This is a genomic window from Pantoea sp. X-Soil-ISGK-355 (assembly GCF_059730805.1).
The window spans coordinates 634,740-659,967 of the sequence record NZ_AP035971.1 but is presented as its reverse complement, the minus strand read 5'-3'; the positions used below and the strand labels follow the sequence as shown (position 1 = coordinate 659,967).

The 25,228-nt window shown below is 55.8% G+C and carries 24 protein-coding genes and 3 tRNA genes; 14 read left to right on the top strand and 13 right to left on the bottom strand.

The features are described 5' to 3' along the window. Window positions 1-41: 41 nt before the first annotated feature. The 3 genes from nadR to serB all read right to left on the bottom strand — a co-directional run bounded on the left by nadR (window position 42) and on the right by serB (window position 3,732). On the bottom strand, window positions 42-1,283 hold the full coding sequence (gene nadR, locus AC6I8J_RS02855; protein WP_161735973.1) for a multifunctional transcriptional regulator/nicotinamide-nucleotide adenylyltransferase/ribosylnicotinamide kinase NadR: 1,242 nt from the start codon (window positions 1,281-1,283) through the stop codon (window positions 42-44). A 75-nt stretch (window positions 1,284-1,358) separates the two neighbouring features. Next, on the bottom strand, window positions 1,359-2,741 hold the full coding sequence (gene radA / locus AC6I8J_RS02850; protein ID WP_010253610.1) for a DNA repair protein RadA: 1,383 nt from the start codon (window positions 2,739-2,741) through the stop codon (window positions 1,359-1,361). 13 nt (window positions 2,742-2,754) lie between these two features. Continuing rightward, the gene (gene serB, locus AC6I8J_RS02845; RefSeq protein WP_440829865.1) at window positions 2,755-3,732 is read right to left on the bottom strand and encodes a phosphoserine phosphatase; all 978 of its coding nucleotides are present in this window, start codon (window positions 3,730-3,732) and stop codon (window positions 2,755-2,757) included. Window positions 3,733-3,839: 107 nt separating this feature from the next. Here serB and AC6I8J_RS02840 point away from each other — a divergent pair, with 107 nt between their 5' ends. After that, window positions 3,840-4,490 carry a YtjB family periplasmic protein gene (locus tag AC6I8J_RS02840; protein WP_095706238.1) on the top strand — a complete coding sequence of 217 codons (651 nt, stop codon included), beginning with the start codon at window positions 3,840-3,842 and terminating at the stop codon, window positions 4,488-4,490. A gap of 91 nt (window positions 4,491-4,581) precedes the next feature. On the opposite strand, the gene yjjG is transcribed toward AC6I8J_RS02840, so the two are convergent. From yjjG to AC6I8J_RS02825, 3 genes are read right to left on the bottom strand one after another with little or no spacing between them, the layout of a single operon-like run. Continuing rightward, window positions 4,582-5,262: a pyrimidine 5'-nucleotidase gene (gene yjjG, locus AC6I8J_RS02835; RefSeq protein ID WP_285086509.1), complete on the bottom strand. Its 681-nt coding sequence runs from the start codon at window positions 5,260-5,262 to the stop codon at window positions 4,582-4,584. 18 nt (window positions 5,263-5,280) lie between these two features. Continuing rightward, complete coding sequence (gene rimI / locus AC6I8J_RS02830) at window positions 5,281-5,721, bottom strand: ribosomal protein S18-alanine N-acetyltransferase (RefSeq protein ID WP_161735970.1); 441 nt, start codon at window positions 5,719-5,721, stop codon at window positions 5,281-5,283. Then, window positions 5,693-6,103: a DNA polymerase III subunit psi gene (locus tag AC6I8J_RS02825; RefSeq protein ID WP_161735969.1), complete on the bottom strand. Its 411-nt coding sequence runs from the start codon at window positions 6,101-6,103 to the stop codon at window positions 5,693-5,695. The genes rimI and AC6I8J_RS02825 overlap by 29 nt, the downstream gene beginning before the upstream one ends. A gap of 106 nt (window positions 6,104-6,209) precedes the next feature. Between AC6I8J_RS02825 and rsmC the strand changes: the two genes are divergently transcribed. The 4 genes from rsmC to AC6I8J_RS02805 all read left to right on the top strand — a co-directional run bounded on the left by rsmC (window position 6,210) and on the right by AC6I8J_RS02805 (window position 7,711). Then, window positions 6,210-7,241 carry a 16S rRNA (guanine(1207)-N(2))-methyltransferase RsmC gene (gene rsmC, locus AC6I8J_RS02820; protein ID WP_253421005.1) on the top strand — a complete coding sequence of 344 codons (1,032 nt, stop codon included), beginning with the start codon at window positions 6,210-6,212 and terminating at the stop codon, window positions 7,239-7,241. A 151-nt stretch (window positions 7,242-7,392) separates the two neighbouring features. After that, a tRNA-Leu gene (locus AC6I8J_RS02815) sits at window positions 7,393-7,479 on the top strand. A gap of 30 nt (window positions 7,480-7,509) precedes the next feature. After that, window positions 7,510-7,596 (top strand) — tRNA-Leu (locus AC6I8J_RS02810). A 28-nt stretch (window positions 7,597-7,624) separates the two neighbouring features. Continuing rightward, window positions 7,625-7,711 (top strand) — tRNA-Leu (locus AC6I8J_RS02805). A gap of 146 nt (window positions 7,712-7,857) precedes the next feature. Here the strand turns inward: AC6I8J_RS02805 and AC6I8J_RS02800 are convergent. Further along, entirely contained in the window at window positions 7,858-8,142 is a 285-nt protein-coding gene (locus AC6I8J_RS02800) for a DUF1435 domain-containing protein (RefSeq protein WP_161735968.1), read from the bottom strand. Between the two features lie 232 nt (window positions 8,143-8,374). On the opposite strand from AC6I8J_RS02800, the gene AC6I8J_RS02795 reads away from it, so the two are divergent. The 3 genes from AC6I8J_RS02795 to AC6I8J_RS02785 all read left to right on the top strand — a co-directional run bounded on the left by AC6I8J_RS02795 (window position 8,375) and on the right by AC6I8J_RS02785 (window position 11,010). Continuing rightward, the gene (locus tag AC6I8J_RS02795) at window positions 8,375-9,472 is read left to right on the top strand and encodes a diguanylate cyclase (protein WP_497825074.1); all 1,098 of its coding nucleotides are present in this window, start codon (window positions 8,375-8,377) and stop codon (window positions 9,470-9,472) included. Between the two features lie 184 nt (window positions 9,473-9,656). Next, the gene (gene fhuF / locus AC6I8J_RS02790; protein ID WP_161735966.1) at window positions 9,657-10,451 is read left to right on the top strand and encodes a siderophore-iron reductase FhuF; all 795 of its coding nucleotides are present in this window, start codon (window positions 9,657-9,659) and stop codon (window positions 10,449-10,451) included. Between the two features lie 94 nt (window positions 10,452-10,545). Further along, a complete protein-coding gene (locus tag AC6I8J_RS02785; protein ID WP_098051571.1) occupies window positions 10,546-11,010 on the top strand; it encodes a YbaK/EbsC family protein in 465 nt (154 codons plus the stop codon). Window positions 11,011-11,160: 150 nt separating this feature from the next. Here AC6I8J_RS02785 and AC6I8J_RS02780 read toward each other — a convergent pair whose 3' ends face one another. From AC6I8J_RS02780 to AC6I8J_RS02770, 3 genes are all read right to left on the bottom strand, one after another. Then, entirely contained in the window at window positions 11,161-12,147 is a 987-nt protein-coding gene (locus AC6I8J_RS02780; protein ID WP_497825073.1) for a nucleoside hydrolase, read from the bottom strand. Window positions 12,148-12,158: 11 nt separating this feature from the next. Next, window positions 12,159-13,181, bottom strand: coding sequence for a LacI family DNA-binding transcriptional regulator (locus AC6I8J_RS02775; RefSeq protein WP_222924606.1), 1,023 nt, complete (start codon window positions 13,179-13,181; stop codon window positions 12,159-12,161). An 87-nt stretch (window positions 13,182-13,268) separates the two neighbouring features. Then, window positions 13,269-14,657: an MFS transporter gene (locus AC6I8J_RS02770; protein WP_222924608.1), complete on the bottom strand. Its 1,389-nt coding sequence runs from the start codon at window positions 14,655-14,657 to the stop codon at window positions 13,269-13,271. 580 nt (window positions 14,658-15,237) lie between these two features. Here AC6I8J_RS02770 and AC6I8J_RS02765 point away from each other — a divergent pair. Next, the gene (locus AC6I8J_RS02765) at window positions 15,238-15,792 is read left to right on the top strand and encodes a histidine phosphatase family protein (RefSeq protein WP_161735962.1); all 555 of its coding nucleotides are present in this window, start codon (window positions 15,238-15,240) and stop codon (window positions 15,790-15,792) included. On the opposite strand, the gene AC6I8J_RS02760 is transcribed toward AC6I8J_RS02765, so the two are convergent. Further along, window positions 15,774-16,739: a beta-propeller fold lactonase family protein gene (locus tag AC6I8J_RS02760; RefSeq protein ID WP_253420996.1), complete on the bottom strand. Its 966-nt coding sequence runs from the start codon at window positions 16,737-16,739 to the stop codon at window positions 15,774-15,776. The two genes, AC6I8J_RS02765 and AC6I8J_RS02760, sit on opposite strands and share 19 nt — an antisense overlap. Window positions 16,740-17,241: 502 nt before the next feature. Here AC6I8J_RS02760 and AC6I8J_RS02755 point away from each other — a divergent pair. Next, window positions 17,242-18,255, top strand: a complete 1,014-nt coding sequence (locus tag AC6I8J_RS02755) for a glycosyltransferase family 32 protein (RefSeq protein ID WP_161735960.1) — start codon at window positions 17,242-17,244, stop codon at window positions 18,253-18,255. Here the strand turns inward: AC6I8J_RS02755 and AC6I8J_RS02750 are convergent. After that, complete coding sequence (locus AC6I8J_RS02750; protein WP_222924610.1) at window positions 18,232-19,149, bottom strand: LysR substrate-binding domain-containing protein; 918 nt, start codon at window positions 19,147-19,149, stop codon at window positions 18,232-18,234. The genes AC6I8J_RS02755 and AC6I8J_RS02750 overlap by 24 nt on opposite strands. 102 nt (window positions 19,150-19,251) lie before the next feature. Here AC6I8J_RS02750 and AC6I8J_RS02745 point away from each other — a divergent pair, with 102 nt between their 5' ends. From AC6I8J_RS02745 to AC6I8J_RS02735, 3 genes are all read left to right on the top strand, one after another. Then, window positions 19,252-19,641 (top strand): tautomerase family protein, encoded by a 390-nt coding sequence (locus tag AC6I8J_RS02745; protein WP_098051578.1) that lies wholly within the window; start codon window positions 19,252-19,254, stop codon window positions 19,639-19,641. A gap of 210 nt (window positions 19,642-19,851) precedes the next feature. Further along, window positions 19,852-22,143: a phosphatidylglycerol--membrane-oligosaccharide glycerophosphotransferase gene (gene opgB, locus AC6I8J_RS02740; RefSeq protein WP_161735957.1), complete on the top strand. Its 2,292-nt coding sequence runs from the start codon at window positions 19,852-19,854 to the stop codon at window positions 22,141-22,143. Between the two features lie 218 nt (window positions 22,144-22,361). Beyond that, window positions 22,362-22,949: a hypothetical protein gene (locus AC6I8J_RS02735; protein ID WP_497825072.1), complete on the top strand. Its 588-nt coding sequence runs from the start codon at window positions 22,362-22,364 to the stop codon at window positions 22,947-22,949. A gap of 16 nt (window positions 22,950-22,965) precedes the next feature. Here the strand turns inward: AC6I8J_RS02735 and AC6I8J_RS02730 are convergent, their stop codons facing one another. Beyond that, window positions 22,966-23,679, bottom strand: coding sequence for a GNAT family N-acetyltransferase (locus AC6I8J_RS02730; RefSeq protein ID WP_161735955.1), 714 nt, complete (start codon window positions 23,677-23,679; stop codon window positions 22,966-22,968). A gap of 99 nt (window positions 23,680-23,778) precedes the next feature. On the opposite strand from AC6I8J_RS02730, the gene pdxR reads away from it, so the two are divergent. Beyond that, window positions 23,779-25,227, top strand: a complete 1,449-nt coding sequence (pdxR, locus tag AC6I8J_RS02725; RefSeq protein WP_497825071.1) for a MocR-like pyridoxine biosynthesis transcription factor PdxR — start codon at window positions 23,779-23,781, stop codon at window positions 25,225-25,227. Window position 25,228 lies beyond the last annotated feature (1 nt).

Genomic DNA, 25,228 nt, shown 5'->3' with positions numbered 1-25,228 from the left:
CTGACCCGGCTGCCGTGCGGCAGACCGGGCCAATGCATGCGTTACGGCTGGGCGTTTTTCTCGCCCAGCATCGCTTTCACCAGCTCAATACAGCGCAGGAAACGGGCGTCATAATCATCTTCCTTCACGTGCAGGAATTCGATGTTATTTTCCCGCAGCATCGTGACCAGCATCGACTGAAACTCCCGCCGATCCACTGAACTGCCCAGGCTGCGCAAGCCATCCGCGACCCAGGGCACGTTGTTCTCCAGCAGGATCACCAGATCAAAACGATACTCATCGATCAGCGCCTGCACAAAGGGATGTTCACGCCCTTCATATTTGAGACAAAACGCCTGCGTGGTCACAAAGTCGGTGTCGATAAACGCCACTTTATTCGCGTATTTGACGGCGAAATCGATGTACTGCGCCTGTCCCAGCGCGATCTTGTCGTAATCGGAATATTGCAGCGCCATTTCGTCACCGCCCAGATGGGAAAAGACATAGTCGCGGCCATATTCCCAGGCACTGGTAGTGTTGAAGATGTTGGCGAGTTTATTCACCAGCGTCGATTTACCGCTCGACTCTCCGCCGAGGATCGCCACGGTACGCACAAAGAACGGTTTCACTTCAGTCGGGATGTAGTCCCAGAAGCGGAACGGATCCTGACGAATCTGCGCGCCGCTGATGCTCATAAAGGATCGGTTGGGATCGACCAGCACGGTCTGAATGCCCAGGTGCTGCTGGTACATCTCCGCATCGGGCGCTTCGCTGGTGTAGATGCAGTCCGGCGCAATGCCGTGCTCGCTGAGAAACGCGCTGACGCCTTTACTCCACACATCCCAGCCGTGCGGATAGGGTTCGATCCCCTCTTCATCAAAGGCGTGAATACGAATATTTTTCTGATACTTAAAGGTCTGCAGCAGCCAGCGCAGGCGATCGCTGACTGTCGGCTGCTGTGACATCGCGCTGTTCTCAAACAGCTCGCGGTCGCGCGGCTCGTCATAACCCATAATGATATGCAGCTCATCCACCTGACTACAGGCGCGCTGAATCAGATAGATATGGCCGGTATGCAGCGGATAGAACTTACCAAACACCACGCCCACCGTTTTATCGCGGCGCGGAAACTCCAGTCCCAGAAAGCGGTGCAGCGCCTCCAGCTTTTGCGCGCTGGGGCTTTTGATTTTGGCATTGAGTAACTGGCTCAGATAGCCTTTGGTCATGCCGCTGGCATCAGCGACCTGTTGCAGCGTATGGCCCTGCTGGCGAATGGCCGTTTTCAGATAATCAAACGACGACATGTCGTGCCTCCTGCATCAATGCGGTTAAGGTGGGAGCGGCCAGCCAGCGGCTTTTCGCTGGCGGCCGCAGGCGCGTTACAGATCGTCCAGAATCGCCAGCGCATCGGCCAGCTTCTTCGCGCTGAAAACCTGCATCCCGGCAATCGGTTTTTTCGGTGCATTCCCTGCCGGCACAATGGCGCGTTTGAAGCCATGCTTCGCCGCTTCAGCGATGCGCTCCTGCCCGCTGGGCACCGGACGGATCTCGCCCGCCAGTCCTACTTCGCCGAAGATCACCAGATCCTGCGGCAACGGACGATCGCGCAGGCTCGACACCATCGACAGCATCAGCGCCAGGTCTGCACTGGTTTCGGTGACTTTGACGCCGCCCACGACGTTGACGAACACATCCTGATCCGCCATCTGCAATCCGCCGTGGCGGTGTAAAACCGCCAGCAGAATCGCCAGGCGGTTCTGCTCCAGCCCCACCGCCACGCGGCGTGGATTGCCCATCATCGAGTGATCGACCAGCGCCTGAATCTCCACCAGCAGCGGACGCGTCCCCTCCCACAGCACCATCACCGAACTGCCCGAGGTGATCTCTTCGCCGCGCGACAGGAAAATAGCTGACGGGTTGCTGACTTCACGCATGCCCTGCTCGGTCATGGCAAACACACCCAGCTCATTCACCGCGCCGAAGCGGTTTTTATGGCTGCGCAGCGTGCGGAAGCGGGAATCAGCATCGCCATCCAGCAGCACTGAACAGTCGATGCAGTGCTCCAGCACTTTCGGCCCGGCCAGCGAACCATCTTTGGTGACGTGGCCGACCATGATGATCGCCACGCCGCGCGTTTTGGCGAAGCGCGTCAGGTAAGCGGCGGTTTCACGCACCTGAGCAACGCTGCCCGGCGATGACTGGATCTCCGCCATGTGCATGACCTGGATCGAGTCGATCACCATCAGTTGCGGCTGCTCCTGCTCGGCGATCAGGCAGATCTGCTCAATGCTGGTTTCCGACAGCATATTGACATTTTCGGTGGGTAATCCCAGACGATGGGCGCGCATCGCCACCTGTTGCAGTGACTCTTCACCGGTGACGTAAAGGGTTTTCATCCCTTCGGACAACCGGCACATCACCTGCAGCAGCAGCGTGGATTTGCCCGCGCCCGGACTGCCGCCAATCAGAATAGCGCTGCCCGGCACGACGCCGCCGCCCAGTACCCGGTCAAACTCTTTGAAGCTGGTCGAGAAGCGCGGTAACGCCTCCAGACTGATTTCAGAGAGCTTCTGCACCCGGCTGGTGCCAGCGCTGCCGGCATAACCACTCAGGCGCTCGTTACGCGCAGCGGCGGGCGAGGCGGCGATGCGCACCTCGGTGATGGTGTTCCAGGCGTGACAGGCGCTGCATTGCCCCTGCCAGCGTGGGTAATCTGCGCCACATTCGTTACAGACAAATGCGCGTTTTGCCGCTTTGGCCAAATCAATACCTCTGTTAACGCTCTTCGTGGATCAGGCTGCCGGTAAGGATGCAGAACACCCCCATTAAATCGGCATGGCGAATGGTGACCGCAGTCTGCTCATTCACCTTAGGTTTAGCATGGAACGCAATGCCCAGCGCTGAGGCTTTGATCATCAGCAGGTCATTGGCCCCATCGCCGATCGCCACCGTCTGTTCCGGCGAGATGTCAAAACGCTGCGCCAGCTTCTTCAGGGTATCGGCTTTGTATTGTGCGTCGACAATCGGTCCTAGCACGTTGCCGGTCAGTTTGCCGTCGCGAATTTCAAGTTCATTAGCGACCACCGCCGACAGATGCAGCTTGTCGCGCAGGTATTCGGCGTAGTAGGTAAAGCCGCCAGACGCGATGGCAATCTGCCAGCCCAGCGCCTGCAGCTTCTGCGTCAGGGTGGTTAAGCCTGGCATCAGCGGCAGGGCATCACGCACCTGTTTCAGAATATTGGCGTCCGCCCCCTGCAGCGTGGCCACGCGCTGACGCAGGCTGGCGGTGAAGTCGAGTTCGCCGCGCATCGCGCGTTCCGTGACTTCCGCCACCTGCTCGCCGCAGCCCGCCAGTTTTGCAATCTCATCGATGCACTCGATCTGAATCGCGGTGGAGTCCATATCCATCACCAGCAGGCCTGGCGTTTTGAGATGCGGGATTTTTCCCAGCGGTGCCACGTCCAGCCCGGCGTCGTGCGCCAGCTTGCTGGCAAACGGCGTCAGCGATCCCGCCAGGCGAATCACCTGATACTCATCGACGTTCCAGGCGCTGACGATCACCATCGCCGCACCCAGCTGGTGCTGGTAATCGGTCAGCCGCTGCTTATCCAGACCGCGGCCATACAGCAGCCAGCCGGTACGGCCAGCACGATAATCCAGCGGCATCACTTCATCACCGCTAAGAGAAAGGGGCAAACCCGGCCAGAGGGAGACATCGGCGGGAAGATCGCACCAGGTTAAACGATTTGGCATCAGAGCTCCTGTAGGGACAACAAAACCACGCAAGAGGCTACCTTGTCTGCGTCGCTTCTGGCAACATAATCTCCAGGCTTTCTGTTGTGATATGACCCGGATGATTAATGGCTAAAACCGCACTGAAATTTCGCTTACATCGTACCGTGATCGTTCTTATCTCGATGGCGCTGCTGGTCGTGCTGATGCAAGGCGCCTCCTGGTTTAGTCTCGGCCATCAGACGGCGCGTTCTGAGCAGGTCGAGGAGTTGGCGCATACGCTGACCAGCCAGGTGGCGTTCAGCCTTAAGCCCTTGATGGACAACAGTGAAAATAACCGGAATCAGATCGAAGCCATCCTTAATCAGATGACGGCGAACAGCCGTATTCTGGATGCATCCGTATATGACGGAGACGGCAGTCTGGTGGCGCACAGCGGTGAAAACATCAATGTCCGCGACCGGCTGGCGCTCGACGGCAAGCGCGCGGGCAGCTATTTCAACCACCAGATTGTGCAGCCGCTGGCCGGAAACGATGGCCCGCTGGGCTTTTTGCGCGTAACGCTGGATACCCACGTGCTGGTCACCGACTCACATCAGGTCGATAACACCACCAATATTCTGCGTCTGATGATGCTGCTGGCGCTGGCGATCGGCATTATTCTCTCCCGTACCCTGCTGCGCCATCGCCGCACCCGCTGGCAGCAGTCGCCGTTTCTGCTTACCGCCAGCACTCCGGTGAAAGAGGATCGGGATGAGGACGACGAGAAGAAAGAGTAACGCGCCTGCGCTGCGGTAAAGATAAAACGAGAAAGGCCCGCTGTGCGGGCCTTTTTTACAGGAAAGTTGCGGATTTGCGAGGCAGCTTCCATCAGCCGATCAGCAGCGCTTCCAGCTCACCCAGCGATTTGACCTGCCAGGTTGGTTTGATATGTCCCGGCAGCGGCCGGGTGCCATGATCGAGCCAGCATGTTTTCACGCCAGCATTCATGCCGCCCAGAATATCTGATTCTGGTGTATCACCCACCATCAGCACCCGCTGCCGATCCGGATTGCCCATACGTTCCAGCGCATAATCAAAGATCTCTGCCGCCGGTTTAGGCACGCCGACCTGCTCAGAGATCACCAGCACCGGGAAGTAATCGCGGAAACCGGTGCGCTCAAGACGCGTCTGCTGCAGCGCGGTAAAGCCGTTGGTAATGATCCCCATTTTTACCTTGCCATGCAGTTGATTCATCAGGCTGACCGCACCCGGCAGCGGCGTGCAGATCTCGCCCATCGCGCTGAGGAAGCCGCTGTTGAGGATCTCTGGCGCCACGCTGAGCTTTTCGCTCCAGTGGTTAAAACGCTGAGTCTGCAGCTGTAACGCTGAGATGGTGCCGTTCTGATAATCGACCCACAGCGGTTTGTTGACAGCCTGATAATCGCTGTAATCCTGGTCGGTGAACTGCACGTCATAACCCGCAAACAGGCGCTGTAAACCAGCATAGGCGTCGAAATGAAAAAGGGTATCGTCCGCATCAAACAGGATGCAGTCCCAGTTATCGATCATTAAAGCTCCTTAACACCACTACGGCGTCAGGGCCATGAGAATGGCATCTTCACGGCCGCTGGCGGTGGGATAATAGTTGGGGCGACGACTGACCTGATTGAATCCAAGCTGCTCATAGAGCGCAATGGCGGGCTGGTTCGAGGCCCGCACTTCCAGCCACAGCGTCAGCACGTCGCGTTTAATCAGTTCATCGATCAGATGCTGCAGCAACTGGCGGCCCAATCCCCGGCGCTGAAAAGCGGGATCGACCGCGATGTTAAACAGCGAGGCTTCGTCCAGTACCACCTGCGTAATCGCAAAGGCGGCCATTTTGCCGTCAACATCGAGACGTAAATTGATAAAGCGCTCGCCCTGATTGCTGGCAAACGTCTTTTCACTCCAGGGAAACGCGTGACTACGACACTCAATGGCGTAGGCCTGCGCCAGATCGTCAGGGGTGAGTAAAGAGATGGCTGTCATGGTTACACATCTGTTGCCAGAGCGCGCGTTTGGCGACGCCGCTGCTGATTAGTTCATTGAAAGAGGCGCTGGTTAATGCTACGCCATTGAAAGTCTGTTCGCTCTCTACGCCGAGCAGCCAGCCCGCGCAGTTCAGCGTCTCCGGCAGCATTTGCAGCTGATCCGGCGTCACGGTCATGACCTGTTCGGGTTGCAGATTGAGAGCATGCAGCACGTCGCGCATCAGCGGTTCATGCAGACCGGGCGGTGCGTCAGCGACAATAATTAACTGCGTATCCGGTGCCAGCGTGACGGCAATTTCGCCCTGAAGCACGCGCGGGCGGCGCAGCTGGTACTGTGTAATTCCCATTTGCTGTAAAAGCCAGTCGCGCCTGGACGTCATGGTGATACCTGTTCTGCTGCCTGAATGCGTCGCTATGCTAGCAAACCCATCGAACATGCGCCAACAAACCACTATAATCCCCGCTCAGATCTTACAGGAGCCCTACATGTCTGCTTTAACCCCGGCCAGCGAAGTCATTCTGCGCCACAGTGATGAATTTACCGCCCGCCATGTTTTATTTGCTGGCGATCTGCAGGATGACCTGCCCGCTCAGCTGGAAACCGCCTCGTCGCGCGTTCACACCCAGCAATATCATCACTGGCAAAACCTCAGCCGTCGTATGGGCGAGCAGGCGCGTTACGGCATGGTTGCGCAGGCAGAAGATGTGCAGGGCTGCGATACGCTGGTCTACTTCTGGACCAAGAATAAGCCGGAAGTGCAGTTCCAGCTGCAGAACCTGCTCTCTCTGCTGCCGGTCGGCTGTGACGTGTTCGTGGTCGGTGAAAACCGCAGCGGCGTGCGCAGTGCTGAAGGTATGGCGGAGTCGTGGGTGAAACTGGAGAAAATCGACAGCGCGCGTCGCTGTGGTCTCTACCATGGTCGTCTGGACAAACAGCCTGAGTTTGATGCCAGCAGCTTTGGTCATCAGTATCAGCTGGATGGTCTGACGATTCATACCCTGCCTGGCGTCTTCAGCCGTGACGGCCTGGACAGCGGCAGTGCCCTGCTGCTCTCGACCTTTACTCCACATACCAAAGGTAAAGTGCTGGATATGGGCTGTGGCGCAGGCGTGATTGCCGCCTCTCTGCCGGCCCGTTCGCCTAAAGTACGTTTGTGGCTGTGCGACGTGCACGCGGCTGCCATTGAAGCGAGTAAATTGACGCTGGCCGCCAATGGCATTGAGGGCGAAGTCTTCGCCAGCAACGTCTTCTCTGACGTCACGGGGCGTTTCGACATGATTATCTCGAACCCGCCGTTCCATGAAGGTACCCAGACCAGCCTCGACGCCGCCCAGGCGCTGATCCGTGGCGCAGTGAAACACCTGAACACCGGCGGTGAACTGCGTATCGTCGCAAACACCTTCCTGCCCTACCCGCAGGCGCTGGATGAAGCCTTCGGCAGTCACGAAGTTATCGCGCAGACCGGTCGTTTTAAAGTTTATCGTGCTGTTTACGGTCGCGGAGCCAAAACGCGCTAAGCGCTTTTCCCGGCGTTAACTGCGTTGCCGGGCTGAAAACGTTGCTTTTTACAGCGATCGTTTCAGCCCGACGAAATAGTTGTTGACGCAAAGAGTAAAATCTCTAGAATGCGCCTCCGTGGTTGTAACATTCTCAGGATGTTACGGGTATGCGAAGGTGGCGGAATTGGTAGACGCGCTAGCTTCAGGTGTTAGTGTCCTAACGGACGTGAGGGTTCAAGTCCCTCTCTTCGCACCAAAATCACATGTTTCATATCGCGAGCACTGCGCGAAGGTGGCGGAATTGGTAGACGCGCTAGCTTCAGGTGTTAGTGTCTTAACGGACGTGAGGGTTCAAGTCCCTCTCTTCGCACCATTGCGGTGATATGAACAGACAACTCGATGCGAAGGTGGCGGAATTGGTAGACGCGCTAGCTTCAGGTGTTAGTGTCTTAACGGACGTGAGGGTTCAAGTCCCTCTCTTCGCACCAACGTTGTCCTCCTCAGTTTTTCCCGCAATGCCCTTCAGTTTTCCTTGCAGTATCGTTTTATCCCCTGCTCACCTCATTTTTTCAGCCTGGTTTCGCTCATCCGGTCGCTTCACGCTGTACGACAATTTTCAGCCGCTCCGCCCCGATTAAATCAGATGAAAATTCACAGAGATAGCCGCCAGTCCGCCTGCTAACGCCAGACAGGAGGGCAGCAGCAGATAGTGACGCAGACGCGGGCTAAACAGCATTACGACCGTCAGTAGCAGTGCAACCGTCATCACCATCCGCCACTGACTGAAGCTCGGTTCCCACAAGGCGAACAGCGGCAGTGCGATGCAGGGCAGCAATACGCCCCACGCGCTATCCAGCTTTTTACCCAATGCCCAGCTGACTCCCCACAGGCCGCAGGCCGCAATAATCGCTATCCCCATGACGCAAACCTCAAATGATAAGCATTCCCATTATCATATAGCAGTTCTGACGCCCTTGCAGCCTGTTTTTGCCACGTCCGGCAACGAAGATGACAGACCAGTTGGAAAATGCTAGATTGCGGCCGATAACACTTTTAATAACAGCAACAGCAATAATTTGCTCACTCTCTGGCAGAATCTTTTTTTTGCCGGCTTGCGCTTTGGTATTTCAGGGCCGTCACGAGTATTTATAATGAAATTACAATCATATGAAGAACTGAAACAGAGTAAATACCGGCTTTCAGTGATGCTTTTTCTCTTTTTAAATATCGCCGTTTCGCTATTTTATCTGCTGCCCGTAATGAGCAATGAGACAAATGACGCGACCCTGCCGGTAATTTGTGTCGCTGCGTTTAGCGGCATCATGTTAATTACCTATTTAATATGGCCCAGACTAAAACTTCCCCTGTTAAATCCTGTAGCACTCCTGCTCGGCATGCTCTGGGCGTTGCACATTAATTATCGCTTTCATCAGGTGTTCTATTTTGATGGTGGCTTTCTTATTATCAGTTTGATCAGTGTGTTATTTATCAGTGCCATCGCCCTGAGCGATTATCTGGGTGCTTTTTGTCTGCACGTCGCGCCGCCGGTATTCACCGTACTATTGCTCGACAATGGACAGCATCTGCCGCTGATCCTGCTGACCATCATCCTGCCCCTGATCGGTTTCTCCCTGCAGCATCTGATGCGCCGCCGTGCCGACAGCTTTACCCTGCGCCTCATGCATCAGCTCTATGAAGAGAAAGAGACATTCAGCGATCTCAGCATGCTCGATCCGCTGACCGGACTCTATAACCGCCGCGGCCTGAAGAACCGGCTCGATAATATTCTGGAAAACCATGCCGGCAGCCACTACGTGCTGCTGCTGGATATCGATCACTTCAAGGCCTACAACGATAACTATGGACATGCGATGGGCGACCAGGCGCTGGCGCGGGTCTCTGTCGCGATTCGTGATGCAGTGCGTTCGCGTGATGTCGTCACCCGCTACGGCGGCGAAGAGTTTCTGGTGCTGATGACCAATGTGAACAGTTCCATCGCCATGAAGCTGGCAGAGCGAATCCGCCAGTATGTGCTGGATTTAGAAATCCCTCACCTTTTCAATGAGACCGTTTCAACCCACGTTACTATCAGTGCGGGTATCGCGCCCATTTATGATAATGAGTTCGATCTGGCGGTCGCCAATGCGGACAGCGCGTTATATGTGGCTAAAAATCAGGGTCGCAATACCATCCTGGCCTGGGAAGATTTGCCCCGACAGCAGCCTCAGAGGTCCAGCGAACATGCCTGAGTAAGCATAATGCGGTCGTTACTGAACGGAACGGTGGCGAGCGAAGTGCTGCCCTGTCCGGCCTGATGACCGCTCTCAATCCCCGCCTTTTTCCCGCCAGCAGCGACGTTTTTTTACGCGACTTGTAGAGTTAATCAATAACGATTATCATTTGCTTTCTTATCTACACTTTCTGCGAGTCGTCATGGCAACTGCTTCAGCTCAGGAACAGCGTTTTAGCGCTCAGTCGATGATCTTCCGGCAGAATGACCGCCCGCTGGCGGAAAGTCTGCATGAGCGGCTGCAGCAACAGCGCAGCTATCTGCTTGAATCGACGAAGTTCAACCAGTCTGCTCCGCGCGATACGCTGACACTTGCCGCCTGGTCGGCGTCAGAGGCCTTTGGTCCGCTCATCCAGCGCTATAGTGATTATCTCTATCGCGATCATCCTGATGCCGTTCGTGAAGCGAAACCGGTGCTGTCACTCTGGGCACAGTGGTATTTTGGCCTGCTGCTGCCACCGCTCATTATGGCGTTGTTGCAGGAGTCACGTGCGCTGGACTGCTCGCCTGAGCATATTCGCGTCGGATTTCATGAGAATGGCCATCCGGCCACGTTCTGGATCGATGTGCAGGAAGATGAAGAAGCGCGCTATCTTAATTCCCTGCAGCGCATTGATCGGCTGATTCAGCAGCATCTGATCCCGGTGGTCGATAGCATTACGCAGCATGGTGATATTAACGCCCGACTCATCTGGAACAACATGGGCTACTCATTCCAGTGGTTCCTGGGTGAGCTGAAAAGCCAGATCGATGAGGCGCTGATCCTGCAACTGGAGCAGGCGCTGTTCTTCAACCAGCGGCTGCTGGATGGCAGCGCAAACCCCCTTTACCGCACCATGATCCCGCGTAACGGCGAACTGGTCCGTCGCAGCTGTTGCCAGCGTTATCGCATCCCTGATGTCCAACAATGCGGCAACTGCACACTGAGCGGCAGCTAAACAGACTTAATTACAGCGAATTCTCCGTTTATCTCGTTTACAGGCACTGAGGCTTGTGGCAATTTTTACGCCTTCGATAAGCCTGGAGAGAAAGATGAGTCTGGAGTCCGTGCGCCAGTTCTTTGCCGAACACGCCCCTGAAATTGAAATTATTGAACTGGCAGAAAGCACTGCAACGGTCGGGATGGCTGCACGCGCCCATGGCGTGACACCAGGAGAGATTGCCAAGACCCTGTCACTGAAAGTCAAAAACGACGTGGTGCTGATTGTGACACGCGGTGATGCCCGGCTGGATAATCGCAAGCTGAAAGCAGCGCTGGGCGCGAAAGCGCGGATGCTGAGCGTCGACGAGGTGATTAACTGGACCGGCCACCCAGTGGGCGGCGTTTGTCCGTTCGGTCTGGAGAATCCGCTGACCGTCTACTGTGATGTTTCACTGCGCAGCTTTGATGAAGTCCTGCCCGCCGCTGGCGCTATCCACAGCGCCGTCCGTATCTCGCCACAGCAGATGGCTGAACTGACTAACGCCCGCTGGATCGACGTGTGTGAAGCGATCTAACGCTTTGTATTGGTTGATAAACCCTGCATCTTCTGCCTGCGCCCGAATGCTACTGACAACCTGACAAATTTTGTCAGCCGCTGATAATCACTGCCTTATCATGGCAGCCGATCACGCGCAGTAAGCGGGCGCAGTTAATCGCCCATGACTTCAGGATGTCAGGCGCATAAATGCCTGTTCAATGATCGACAACAGCAGCGTGTTATCGACGCTATGCAGCACATGCACCGATGCGCCGCAGTGATCAGGCACACCGACAGTGAGCCGAAGCGGCTGACGATAACGCCAGCTTTTGCCACGCGTCGCACCGGGACGCAGTTCGATATCAACCCGGTAATCGATGCCTGAGGCGACTCGCTGATTCAGCAACCAGGCGACCACCAGCGCATCGTGGATCCAGCATCCCGCCAGCTGACGGGTTTCCATTGAATAGTCGATCCACGGTCGCAGCGTGTCGCGCACAAATTCGGTCAGCGGATGATCGACGGCGGTGAGGCGGGTCAGATCCTGCTGGGTCAGCAGCGTCTGCGTGGTGACATCCATCGGCACCAGTGTCACTGTAGCACCGCTGTGCAACACCTGATGCGCCGCCTCGGGATCCAGACCAAAATTGGTGTCTTTGATGTAGTCATCCAGCGAGAAGACGCCGCCCATGATCACAATTTCCGCCACCGATTCTGCCATGGCGGGATAACGCTGCATCGCCAGCGCCACATTCGTCAGCGGGCCAATTGCCACCAGCGTAATCTCGCCCGGATTGTCGCAAATCAGTTTGCCGATAGCGTCAGCCGCATCAAGCGCATCCGCCGCAACATCGGCTGGCTGACGCACATCCTGCCAGAGTTTTCCCTGCGCAAGCTGATTGACCCGATGATCCAGCATCTCGCGCCATGGCGCAGGATCTTCCTGTAACGCCTGCGTCGCGCCCTGTACGACCGGAATAGATAATCCCAGCCGGACGATCAGATCTTTGGCAACGCGAACGCCCACGTCAGATGGCGTGTTACCCGCTACGGTGGTGATCAATTCCAGCGACAGGGCTGGTGAAGCTAAGGCCAGCGCAATTGCCAGCCCATCATCGGTGTTGGCACCCGCGATACCATTGCCGGGATCGCAATCAATAATGATTCTTTTCATATTTTTATAAATTAACTCTGACTTTGCGGCTGACAGCCGCAGGATTCACCGATTTCAAGATAGTGTGGAAACTCCTTTAATTGCGCTTCGCTCTGCCCCTCTTTCAGCATCTGAATCGCAGAGCGTGCCATCTCACGCAGTGGCTGACGCACGGTGGTTAATGTCGGGACATGAAACGACGAGTGATTGGTCCCGTTAAAGCAGACCAGTGCCACATCCTGCGGCACGCGAATGTGATGTTCGGAAAAGGCGCGAAGCGCGCCAATCGCCTGACCTTCATTACTGGTAAACAACGCACGAGGCACACAGCCGCGGGCGATCATGGTTTGTGCCGCCTCGTAACCGCCCTGTGGGGTGTAGCTGGCAGGAAACATCAGCGACTCATCAACCGGCAGGCCACGATCGTGCATGGCATCGCGCCAGCCCTGAATACGATCCTGCGCGTTGAGCATATCGACCGGGCCGCTGATGATCCCCACCTGCTGATAACCGTGACTCAACAGATGTGCCGTCACCTGCCACGCGGCCTGACGTTCATTGACCCGCAGCATGTTCACACCCGGCTGAGGCTCAACCCGCTCCAGCATCACCAGTGGCGTTCCGCTTGCTTTAATCAGGTCGATGTAAGGATGACGATCGACGCTATTGTAAAACAGTCCATCGACCTGCCGGTTGAGCAGCCCCTGAATCAACTCCAGTTCGCGTTTGCGATCGTCACCTGCATCACCCAGCAGCATGACGTGACCGTGGTTCATCGACTCCTGCAACAACACGTGCGCCATTGACGCCACGAAGGGATTGCCGATGTTGGGCACCACCAGTCCAAACGTTTTGGTATTACCGGATGCCAGGGCGCGTGCTGCCGCATTTGGCCGGTAACCGGTCGCTTTAATCGCCTCCAGTACCCGCTGGCGGGTCGCCTCAGCGACCGGACGAGGCCCGTTGTTAATGACATAACTGACGACTGCCACTGAGGTGCCTGCCGCTTTCGCAACTTCACTGCGGGTCACTTTTCCCGTTAACGACTTAGGCACATCACGTTCCTCCATAAAAAAAACAGGCCGCTTTACACGGCCTGCTGTTTATCGCTCTCCCATGGCAGATGGCACCCTCAGGCAAATCTAGATGGCATCTTCAGGCAGATTGAGATTCCGCCCTCGCGTCTCAGGAGCGACAAAGGTGGTAAAGAATCCAATGGCGGCCATTGCAGAGAAGTAGACCGCAATCGGCCACCAGTGACCGGTATAAGAGAGCATAGCAGCGGCAATAAGCGGTGCCGTGCCGCCGGATAAAATCGAGCCAAGCTCTTTGGCCACCGCCATTTTAGTGTAGCGATGATGAACACCGAACATTTCCACGCCCCATGCAGCCTGCACACCAAAGATACCCAGTGACGCCAGTGCCATACCGACCACGATAACCGGGATAACCAGCATCGGTTCACGCGTGTCCAGCAGGGTAAAGGCAGGCCAGGCGTAGATCATCAGTAACAGACAGAAGACGCGATACACCACCCGGCGACCAAAACGGTCGGAGAGCCAGCCTGCAAAAGGAATAATCAGGAAGCCCAGCAGTGAGGCAAGGAACACGGCCGTTGTCGGCACGGACTTATCCACCATCAGTACCTTCGCGACGTAACCGACGATAAAGCCCTGCGCCAGATAGGACGGGCCATTTTCCCCGATACGCAGGCCAACCATGGTCCAGAAGGCACGTGTACGCTGGAAGAACGGTCGCTGATCCACTACCGGCGCCGCCAGTACGCCTGCACGTTCCGCTTCGATCTCCGCTTTTCTGCGCTCAAACACCGGCGTTTCACGCAGATGACGTCGAATCCACAGCGCAACCAGGGCAATCAAGGCACTGCTGAGAAAGGGAATACGCCAGCCCCACTCCAGCAGGCTCTGCTGATCCATCTGCACCACCAGCAGCCAGACCAGTGAGGCCAGTAGCGTGCCGCTGTTGGAGCCCAGTGCGATCACGGAAGAAACCAGTCCGCGACGCTCTGTCGGCGCATACTCACCCAACATCACCGTGCCGCCCGATAACTCTGCGCCCGCGCCGAAACCCTGGGTAAAGCGAAGCAGCACCAGACAGGCCGGAGCCCAGACGCCAATCGCGGCATAGCTCGGTATTAAGCCGATAAAGGTGGTGGAAGCGCCCATCAGAATGATGGTGGAGATCATCACCACCTTACGGCCTTTGCGGTCGCCGAGCCAGCCGAAAAAAAGCGCGCCGATAGGCCGGGCAATAAACCCGACGGACCAGGTCGCAAAGCTGGAGAGCAGTGCCATCGCGGGAGTCGATTCCGGAAAGAAGACGTCGCCAAAGATGATACCGGCAGCCAGGCCGTAGAGTGCGAAATCCGCGTACTCCATTGCCGTTCCGAGCCAGCATGAGAAAGTGGCGCGCCAGAAATCTTTTCGGCCTGAAGAAGTGTTAAACCGCTCGTCGGCGGCTGAGGTGGAAGACAGTGATGCCTGCTGCTTAACGGAATTGTGTGCCGTCATAACCCTATCCCTGAATGAGTATGCAGATTGATAAACGCCCGTCCATGGGTCGATTCCCTGATGAAAGCGGAATTCCCCCGGTGGCGACGTTCAGTTGACTAACCATGATGAAAGGTTAAAGGATTCCCTGGTGTTGGAATCTTGTTCTTCGCCCCGTTTCGCCGATGTATTTTTCACCGGTCGCTTAAACTGAGCGAATGTAACTTAACAATCAATGGAGCCTACTATGCATCGCACCGTGAGCAATCACTGGGGACCTAGTGTATCTACGCGCGTAGATAAATCAAGGCATCCCGACGAAATTTGTTAGTAAAACTTCACTATCACATTGCGTCATCGCACATTTTCAGCGCAAATTCAGCCAGTTAACTCCACCATATCGCACAATAAAAAATCACTCTGCACGGTAAGTTAGCATTTTCTCTAATCATTGAGCGTTATAAGCGAGGCTAAAATCCTTTCATCGGGTTCTGTTGTCGCACACCCTGATTACCTGCAGATGACACTTCGTCTTTATTCTGAAAAATCTCTGCAAGCGCAGACAATGCGTTACCCTGAAAAAAAGCCTGACAGAGGTGTTATGACTATTATTCTGATGCGACACGGTAAACCTGACCACCAGGCCGCGGGTCGTCAGAGCGTGCAGACACTTGCAGACTGGTGCGAAGCTTACGATCAGTCCGGAGTCAGTGACGGGCCGCCACCGCGCAGTATTGAGATCGCCCGTCAGGCCGCGATTATTGTCTGCAGTCCTCTGCCCCGCGCACAATCCTCTCTGAGCCAGCTTGGCCTGCAGCCTCATGAGATTGATGCGCTCTACAGCGAAGTCGCCGTACCGCTGCTGCGGACGGGGGCCTTTCAGCTGCCAACGATCTGCTGGCTGGCCTTACTGCGGCTGTTGTGGTTCTGCGGTTATGCGGGTGAAGCGGAGTCGCTGCAACATGCGCGCAGCCGCGCCTCGGCGGCGGCAGAGAAGCTGATAGGACACTCACAGCGTGGCACAGTGTTGCTGCTGGGCCACGGCATCATGAACAAGATGATTGCGCGCGAATTACGTAAACGCGGCTGGCAGGCAGAAAAACATGCCAGCAGCCGCCACTGGAGTTCCGCGATCTATCACCGTCCGTTTATCTGACCAATCGGAAAATAGCCCAGCACCTCACAGCCTGTTCCGACACGCGGCGTGGCAATCACTTTACCCTGCGCCAGATCGATCACGCTCAGCGTGCCATCATCCTGATTAGCAATCAGCAGCTGTTGCCTGTCTGGCGTGAAGCAGCCATCCATCGGCATGTTGCCCACGCTGATATCGCCCAGCGGATTCAGCAGGTCGTCAAACAGCGTTACCAGTGGTTCCTGATCGCCAATCGCCACCAGCTGTTCGCCATCGGCGCTGAAGCGAACCACCTGGCAGGGCTGCTGATGACCTGGCAGCGTAATGCGCTGGCGAATACGGTGGCTCTGTCGGTCGATCACATAAAGTAACGGCGCATCCGCGGCGCTGGCGACCAGATAAGGGTGTTTTGGTGAGGCGGCGATGCCCGCAATCGGACCCGGCAGCAGAATCGTATCGATGACCCGTCCCTCTGCTTCACAGAGATCCACGACGGTGATGGTCGCATCCTCTTCGTTATCGGTGAACAGTTTGCGGCCGCTGGGTGACAGCGTCAGGCGATGCGCGTTGTGAGAAGGAATCGGGATGATCTTTTCCACTTTGTCGGTCTGCGGATCGATCACGGCTACAGCGGCGCTCTGCTCACAGCAGAGATAGACTTTGCCATCACGGCCCAGTTGCCCACTGTGTGGGGCACGCAACGGCGACAGATCGATAAAGCCGCTGATCTCGCGACGCTGCAAATCAATGATCGCCACTTTGTGACCCGGATGCGGGTTATTGCCATGAACGCCGTCACCATAGATGGGCACATACGCTTTGCCCCAGGGGGCCAGCATCAGGAGTTCATGCGGCCGCGGTGGAAAAGCGTTCAGCTCGCGCTCGACCGCGAAGGTTTCCGGATTAAGAAACAGGACGCGATTACCCTGCTTATCAACCGCCAGTAAACCATAGGATTCACTCTGCATGCGCGCTCCTTTCTCAGTAAGTTCTTCTTAAGCGTAGACAATCCTCTTCAGGCTGTACGATTCCGGGAATTGTTGAGCCGGGCTTACGCTACACGTTAAGCGCAATATTCACTGATCCTGATGTCCGGGCCCTGAGAAAACCCAAAGGCTCAGCATAATATTCAGATATTCTTTAGTTATGTGTTCAGACACATTTAAATAACTGATTAACCATGCCGATATTATTATTCCAATAGGGTGACCGGATGATTTCCGTATTATCCTAAAGTCAAAAAAAGACATAGCTAATGTGTAAATAATGTTTTATTAAAAAGGTGCAGTGCAATTAAAAAGCCGTGAGGAAACTATCGCGCGCTCCCGCACTGCGTCGCCACCAGGGAAAACTATTCATTAATTCCCGCATTCATCGGGATGAGCCATTATTCAATGCCGTCCGTTCACGCCTCAGGCGTAACGGCCAGAGCCTGAACTATCGCGGGAAAATAAAAATAACAGGTGTACCATGACTTCACATCGCCAACGTTCAGCGCATAAAATCTGGCGTAACTGGAAAAGAATATCGTTCAGTAGCCAGATGTTATGGAATAAGAAACAACAGAGCCTCTGTCAGGCACCGGAATATGATCCAGGACAGGAAGATAATGTCGTATTGATCGCTCAGCAGAAAGATCTGCCTGAGATTCCAAAGATTGTCTGGATGGTCTGGCATAACGATCAGCTGCCGACGTCAATGGCGCTGAATATCAGTAAAATCCGGCGGGACAATCCTGATCACCAGGTTTATCTGGTTACGCAGCGCACCCTGTCGCAGTGGCTGCCCGAACTCAGCTTTATCTCTTCCGATCTGACGCTGGCACATAAAAGTGAAATCATCCGGCTTGAGCTGATTCACCGCTATGGCGGTATCGGTATCGACTGCAGCACCCTGCTGTTTGAGAATCTCGCCTGGGTACACCGCGTTCACAAGACGCGGCCAATGGATCTCATCGGCTACTATCGCGAGCAATCAACGCTGAACCTGCTTGCGCCGGTCACCGAGAGCTGGTTCATTGCCGCGCCGCCGCAAAATGCCTTCATTCGCGAATGGCTGAAACAGCTGGCACCGGTTAAAAACGTCGGTATCCGCAACTATTTCCATGAGCTTAAAAAGCGGGATGATTTTCCGCTGATTGTGCAAAATGTAGATAATCCGTCACGTCAGCTCCTGTCACTGGCGCAGCAGATCGCGATGCGCGAATACCGGCGAGCCAATCTTTATCTGCGTAAAGGGGAAGCCAGCGCCTGGTACTATCAGCGCCTGCATGCCGACAGCAGCACCGCCTTTGCGCAGTCGGTGATGTTTCAGCAGCGGCCAGAGACGCCACCACCGATTATCAAATTAACCGGCAACGAGCGACTGCATCTCGACTTCAATCTGCGGCTGGGTTTGTATAACCGCAGCAGCCTGATTGGCGAGATGATGGACACCCCATCACCTGCGCTGGCATTGCCATCAACGGTCAAAACGCGCGCGTAGCCAGTGCGTAAAGGTGGTGACTGCGCGGGGCACCTGCGCCGCCCAGGGTCGGACGATCCACAGGCGGGCGGCAAAGGCTTCAACCGGCTGCCACTCAGATAACACCTGCTGCAATGAGCCCGCGGCCAGCGCTTCACGGGCGCTGAAGTCGGGCAGCATCGCGATTCCCAGTCCCTGCAGAGCGGCATCGCGTATCGACTCACTGTTGTTGGTGGCAAAACTGCCCTGAATCCGGACCTGCACCTCTTCGCCATCCGCTGCGGTAGCAAACCGCCAGCGCGGTGATTCAACACCACGCGGATAGTAAAGACAGTTATGCTGCACCAGATCCTGCGGCGTGTTCGGTATACCCTGTTCGTTAAGATAGGCGGGTGAGGCCACCAGTACTGTCTGCGTATCACACAGCGGCAGCGCCACATGGGTTTCCGGCAGCGTGTCACTGTGCCGGATTGCCAGATCAAATCCCTCACTGCTCAGCGACACAATGCGATCCGTCACATCCAGCTGCAGACGCACCTGCGGATAGTCACGCAGAAACTCACCAATAATCGGCACCAGTTGCTGTCGGGCAAACGCCACCGGCGCGGTAATACGCACCAGACCACGCACTGGCCCGGCGGTATCGCGCACGCTGAAAAAACTCTGTTCGATGCGGGCAAAAGGCTCGCGCAACTCCTCCACCAGCTTCTCACCCGCCGATGTCAGCCGCACGCTGCGTGTGGTGCGCTGTACCAGCAGTACACCGGCTATCTGCTCCAGCTCTTTGATTTTCTGACTCATCGCCGCTTTGCTGACGTCCAGCCGCTCTGCCGCGCGGGTAAAGCTGCCCTGCTCAGCCAGTACGGTCAGCCAGTGAAGATGATCCCATAGCGTATCCGTTTTCATCTCTTTCATTGCGATTGTTCATTATATTGAATAATCATTTCAGGCTACGCGCTTTTTCCCGCCGGATAAAGAAGTCACCATAGGTGCATTAATCACGATGAGGAGTTCACTATGCCACTACTGCAATTCGATGTTATTCAGGGTCGTTCAGAATCAGAGCTGCGTACACTGCTGGATGCAGCGCACCGTGCCGTGCTGACAGCTTTTAACGTGCCTGAACGCGATCGTTATCAGATTGTTCAGGAAAACAAGCGCTATCAGATGGTGTTTCAGGATACCGGCCTGGGATTCAGCCGCAGCGATAATCTGGTGATGGTGCGGGTTTATACCAGCCCACGCAGCCGTGAACAGAAGCAGCATTTTATGGCGGAGCTGGCGCGTGAGCTGCGTGAGCACTGTGGCGTGCAGGGCAACGATTTAATGATCAGCTTTATCACCAACGACAAAGGTGACTGGAGTTTTGCCGACGGCGAAGCGCAATACCTCACCGGCAAACTCTGAAAAACGTCCTGACTTCTGCTCTGCTGACGGTGCGCCAGCCACCGTCACGCCTGAAAACCTCTCTTCTTAACCAATCTGCTCTACACCGCACAAATCGGGCCGGATATGTTGCAGCCGGATGACAGCCAATATAGATTGTCGAAAAACCATCCCCCGAAGGTGGCCGGTTGCGTGAAGCCTCGTGCAACCCTGTAGAGAGAGGATTTACCGTTGTCCGAATTGGTCTCCGTCGTGCTGTTTCTGGCCGCTATTGCAATCTATTCCTGTAAAGCCGGGCGTAACAAATTCTGGTTTATTCTTGTTCTTATCCTGCTGGTGCTTTTCGTTGTGCTGAACGCCACCCTGTATGCCAGCAACTATTTTACCGGAGACGGCATCAACGATGCGGTGCTCTATACCCTGACCAATAGCCTGACCGGCGCGGGTGTCAGTAAGTATGTGGTGCCCGCGATTGGGCTGATTATTGTGCTGTTCCTGCTGTTCTGCCTGCTGTCGTGGATTCTGCGTCGGCGTAAGCGTCCGCATCACATGGGCTGGTCGCTGCTGGCGGCCGCCTGCGCACTCGGCTCAGTGCAGACTACCCCGGCCTTTCGTCAGGTTGCGACGCTCATCGTGTCGCATACCCAGATGGCCGATTCTGACTTCGACAACTTTTATAAAGTGCCGCGTAATCGCATTGAACAGCCGCGCCTCAACGTGGTTTACATCTATGGTGAAAGCTTAGAGCGCACCTATTTCGACCCCATCGCCTTTCCCGGCCTGGCGCCTGAGCTGAGCCGGCAGAAAGAGCAGAGTATCGACTTCAGCGAAACTGAACAGTTACCCGGCACCGACTACACCATTGCAGGTATGGTCGCCTCACAGTGCGGCATTCCGCTGTTTGCGCCGTTTGACGGCAATGCGTCGGCGTCGCTCTCCAGCTTCTATCCGCAAAACGTCTGTCTGGGCGACATCCTGAAAAACTCCGGCTACCAGAACTGGTTTATTCAGGGTGCCGATCTCCGTTTTGCCGGTAAAGATGTCTTCCTGAAATCGCACGGTTTCGACCCTGAAAATCTTTATGGTTCGCAGGAGCTGAAAAGTCGCGTTGCCGATCCTGCTTACCGCAATAACTGGGGTTATTACGACGATACGGTGCTGGACGAAGTCTTTGAAAAATATCAGGAACTCTCCCAGGCCGGTAAACCTTTTGCGCTGTTTACGCTGACCGTCGATACGCATCACCCGGACGGGTTTATCTCACGCAGTTGCGATCGCAGAAGCTACAGCATTGCAGGCAAACCGAATCAGTCCTTCAGTGCGGTCGCCTGCTCGCAGGAACATGTGGCGCGACTGATTGCGCGCATCAAAGCGTCGCCGTGGTTTAAAAATACCGTGATTGTGGTGAGCTCCGATCATCTGGCCATGAATAATACGGCGCATCCGTGGCTGGTCAAACAACCTCGTCGTAATCTATTCATGGTGATCCGGGGTGATAAACCGCAGGCGGAACTGATGGAAGCGAAGCGCAGCACACTGGATAATGGCGCAACGCTGCTGGATATTCTCGGCGGCGATAACGCGATTGGCCTGGGCCGCAGCAGCCTTTCTTCTCTTTCACTTTCCACCCAGTTCGACGATATGAAGAGTAAGGTGGCGAGCTGGAAACCTGACATTATTCAGCTCTGGAATTTCCCGAAGAAGATAGACAACTTCACGGTGGATCAGGCGAAGAATACGTTCAGCTTCTCAGGCACCACCTTTAAACTGCCGATTCTGTTCCGCATCAGCGATAAGCATGTGGAGCCGATGCCGGAAGGGGAATATTCGGCCCCGCTGCGCTATCAGCTGGCCGATTTCGCCTCAGCCGATAAATTTCTCTGGGTGGATCGCTGTTTTAAAATGGCACGACTCTGGCAGCCTTCGCTGGCCCTCTCCGGCGATCTCTGTGTGGCGATGGGGCAGCTTGGCGGCACGCCAACCGTGACGCATGTCGACAAACCGCAATGGAAAGGCAAAGTGCAGTTTCCGGACGGCGTTGTCAGCGAGGCACGTTACCAGCAGAACCTGGCGCAGATCCGGATTGAAGATAACAACATTCGCTATAGCGCTGACAGCTTCCGGCTCGACGTGCCTGGCGCGCCAGAAACGGTTAAAAGCTTCAGCGGCATCTCACGGCCAGAGAGCTGGGGGCGCTGGTCAAACGCCAATCTCGCGCCAGAAGTGCATATCGATTATGTCGATGCGCTTCCGGCTAAGTTTGATCTGGTCATTACCGCACGCGCATATGGCCCCAACGCACACCGCGCGATCCCGGTTCGGGTTGGCGATCAGCAGCAACTGCTGTCGCTGGGCGAAGAGGTATCGACGCATACTCTGCATTTCGATAACCCAAACGCCAGCCATCAGCTGGTGATTGCGCCACCGGAACCGCAGCTGAGTAACATCGGCAATATCACCGGCCAGGATCCGCGCAAACTGGGCATCGGTATGGTTGAAATTAAAATCGTACCACAGCCATAACGCCGTTTTTTCCCCTTCCGCCTCTGCGGTAATCCGCAGAGGCACCTCATACTGTCATCGGCTCTCTGTTGCGAACCAGCCCGTACTTCGCTGCACGTTACCTTTTGAACTAATTGATATTTTTCGGCATGTCGCGCAAAATATAACCGGTTGAGTGGGGATACGCTTTGTGCCTGTCATGATGCGGTTATCGCTGGAGTACACAGGGAGGTGTCGTGATGACAAACACAATGATGAGTACCCATAAAGCCTTTAAAGCGCTGCAACAGGCAGGGATCGACGATCAGCAAGCGGAGGCGATGGTGGAGGTGTTTAACGATATGCAGCAGAGGCCGCCTGGCGCACAGGTCGGGAAGCAACTCGGTCAGATTCAGACCAAAACCAATCATATTGACGTCCGGATCGGCCAGCTTCAGACAAAAGCCGACCAGACAGACGATCGGATCGGTAACCTCACGACCAAAATCGACCAGATGGACGATCGACTCGGCAAACTTACGGCCAAAGTCGATCAGATAGATGAGTGGCTTGGTCAGCTCACAACAAAAGTACATCAGATAGATGAGCGGCTTGGCCATGTTGAAAGAAAAACAGACAAACTGGCCATCCGTTTTAATCAGTCAGAAGGCAAAGTGGATAAGCTGGATGTCGCTCTCAGTGAAATGAATTTCCGATTAACTTCGGCTGTCGACAGCCTGAGAAATGACGTTGTGACCCTGACCACCGATATGCGCTGGATCAAACGGTTGTCTATCCTGATGACCACCACCCTGCTGGCGGCGGTTCTGAAAGATTGTGTAATGTGATCCCGTTATCGCCCGGTCAGGGTCTGTCGCGAAGCGCCTCCAGCTTTTCGCGCTGCTGACCCTCGGCGGTAAAGTTATCCTCCGCCAGCCAGCGCTTCAGGCCCTTTTTCACCTGCGGCCATTCGCTGTCGATAATCGAAAACCAGCTGGTGTCACGCGAACGCCCTTTGTAGACGATTGCCTGACGGAACTCGCCTTCATACCGGAAGCCCAGCCGTGCCGCCGCCTTACGCGACGGGGCATTACAGCTGTCGCATTTCCATTCATAGCGACGATAACCCAGCGTCTCAAATGCGTAACGCATTAGCAGGAAATGCGCCTCCGTTGCCATGCGGGTCTGCTTCAGCCGGGCCGAAAACATGACATGCCCGACTTCCATCACGCCATATTCAGGCTGGATGCGCATTAACGACAGGCTCCCCACCGCCTGGTCGGTGGCGAGATCGATCACAGCAAAATGCAGCGGATCGCGGCTCACTTCAAGCTGTGCGGCATACGCCTGCCATGCCTGGCGTTCGGTAAAGGGACCGGCTGGCAGGTAAGTCCAGTCGCGTCCATCCTCAGCCATCTCCCAGGCCTCAGACAGTGCATCACCATGCCGTGCTGCACTGAACGGCTCCAGCCGACACGACTCGCCGGTGAAAACCTGATGCTGGGGCAAAGGACGGGGTTGCCAGTCTGGTAAAGGCTGACCGACCGGCTGACCGAATTGATTCAGGTGTTGTGACATATCGCCTCCCGGCTACAGATGATATCTGCAGATTGCCACTATCATGGTGGGTTAAAAAGTACCACAATCCTGAAAAATGATGGATCCACGGAGCAGGTCATGAAGCCAGAGATCCCAGATTTGCTGCTGGCTCCATTGATACCAGCAGCAGGGACCACACTGCAGCAGCAACTTTATCGGCGGATAAAACAGGGCATTTTGCAGGGTCAGCTTGCTGCCGGAACGATGTTACCGTCCACGCGTCAGCTGGCACCTGAGCTAAAGGTTTCACGGAATACGGTGCTTAACGTCTGGACACAGCTACAGGCAGAGGGCTATCTGATGAGCGATCGGCAAGGCAGCCGCATCAGCCCGCTGGCTTTACCTGCCGTACAGACGGATGACGATACGTTAGCCAGCTGGCCGCTGGCAAAACGAATTGATCTCTTTCACCACAGCAGGGAAATGGACAGCGGCGCATTGCCCCTGCGTCCCGGTATCCCCGCTCTGACCCATTTCCCGCTGGCTGCATGGCGCCGGACGCTGAATCAGATATTGAGTCACACGCCACCGCAGCTACTCGGCTATGGCGATCCGTTTGGCGATCCCGAACTGCGTGATGTACTGGCGCAGCAGTTGCGTCTCACGCGTGGTGTACGTTGTGATGCCGGACAGATTGTGATTACCGAAGGTGTGCAGCAGGCGCTAACGTTGTGCGTCGCCCTGTTAAGCAATCCTGGCGACCATGGCTGGATTGAAGAGCCCGGCTATCGCGGTGCCAAAGCCGCTCTGCAGGCCGGGGAGCTTAACGTTGTCCCGATCCCCATCGATCAGCAGGGTCTTGCCCCCGAGCCGATACACTGGGAACGGACTCCGCCCCGTCTGATTTATACAACGCCTACCCATCAGTATCCCACCGGCGCGGTAATGAGCGCGGCCCGGCGTCTGGCGCTGATTGCTGCTGCGCAGCAGCACCAGGCCTGGATTATTGAAGATGATTATGATGGCGACTTCCATTACCACGGCGAGCCTGTCATGGCGATGCAGGGCATGACCGATAATGCCCCGGTTATCTATCTTGGTTCTTTCAGCAAGACGTTGTTCCCTGCGCTGCGCATCGGTTTTATGGTACTGCCCGCCCCGCTGGTCAGTCGACTGCGACCAGCGCTTCATCAGCTACTGCGCGGCGGAAACCGTCTCGAGCAGCAGGCACTGACGCATTTTATTCTCAGTGGTGATTATCGCCGCCATCTCGGTAAAATGCGTCGTCTCTATCGTCAGCGACAGGCATGGCTGCGAACCGAACTGCAGCGCGCTGCGGGTCAGTCGATTCCGCTGCTGGGCGGTAACAGCGGTATGCATCTGGTGCTGCCACTCGATCCTCATCGGGATGACGTCGCTATCACCCGCAAACTGCTCCAGGCGGGATACGCACCCACACCTCTCTCGACCTTCTATCTGCAGGAACGGGTACAGCAGGGGCTGGTTATTGGCTATGGCAACTGCAGCGACACGCAAATTACCGCAGCTACGCGCCAGCTAAGCCGCCTGCTCGGCTGGCCCGGATAAC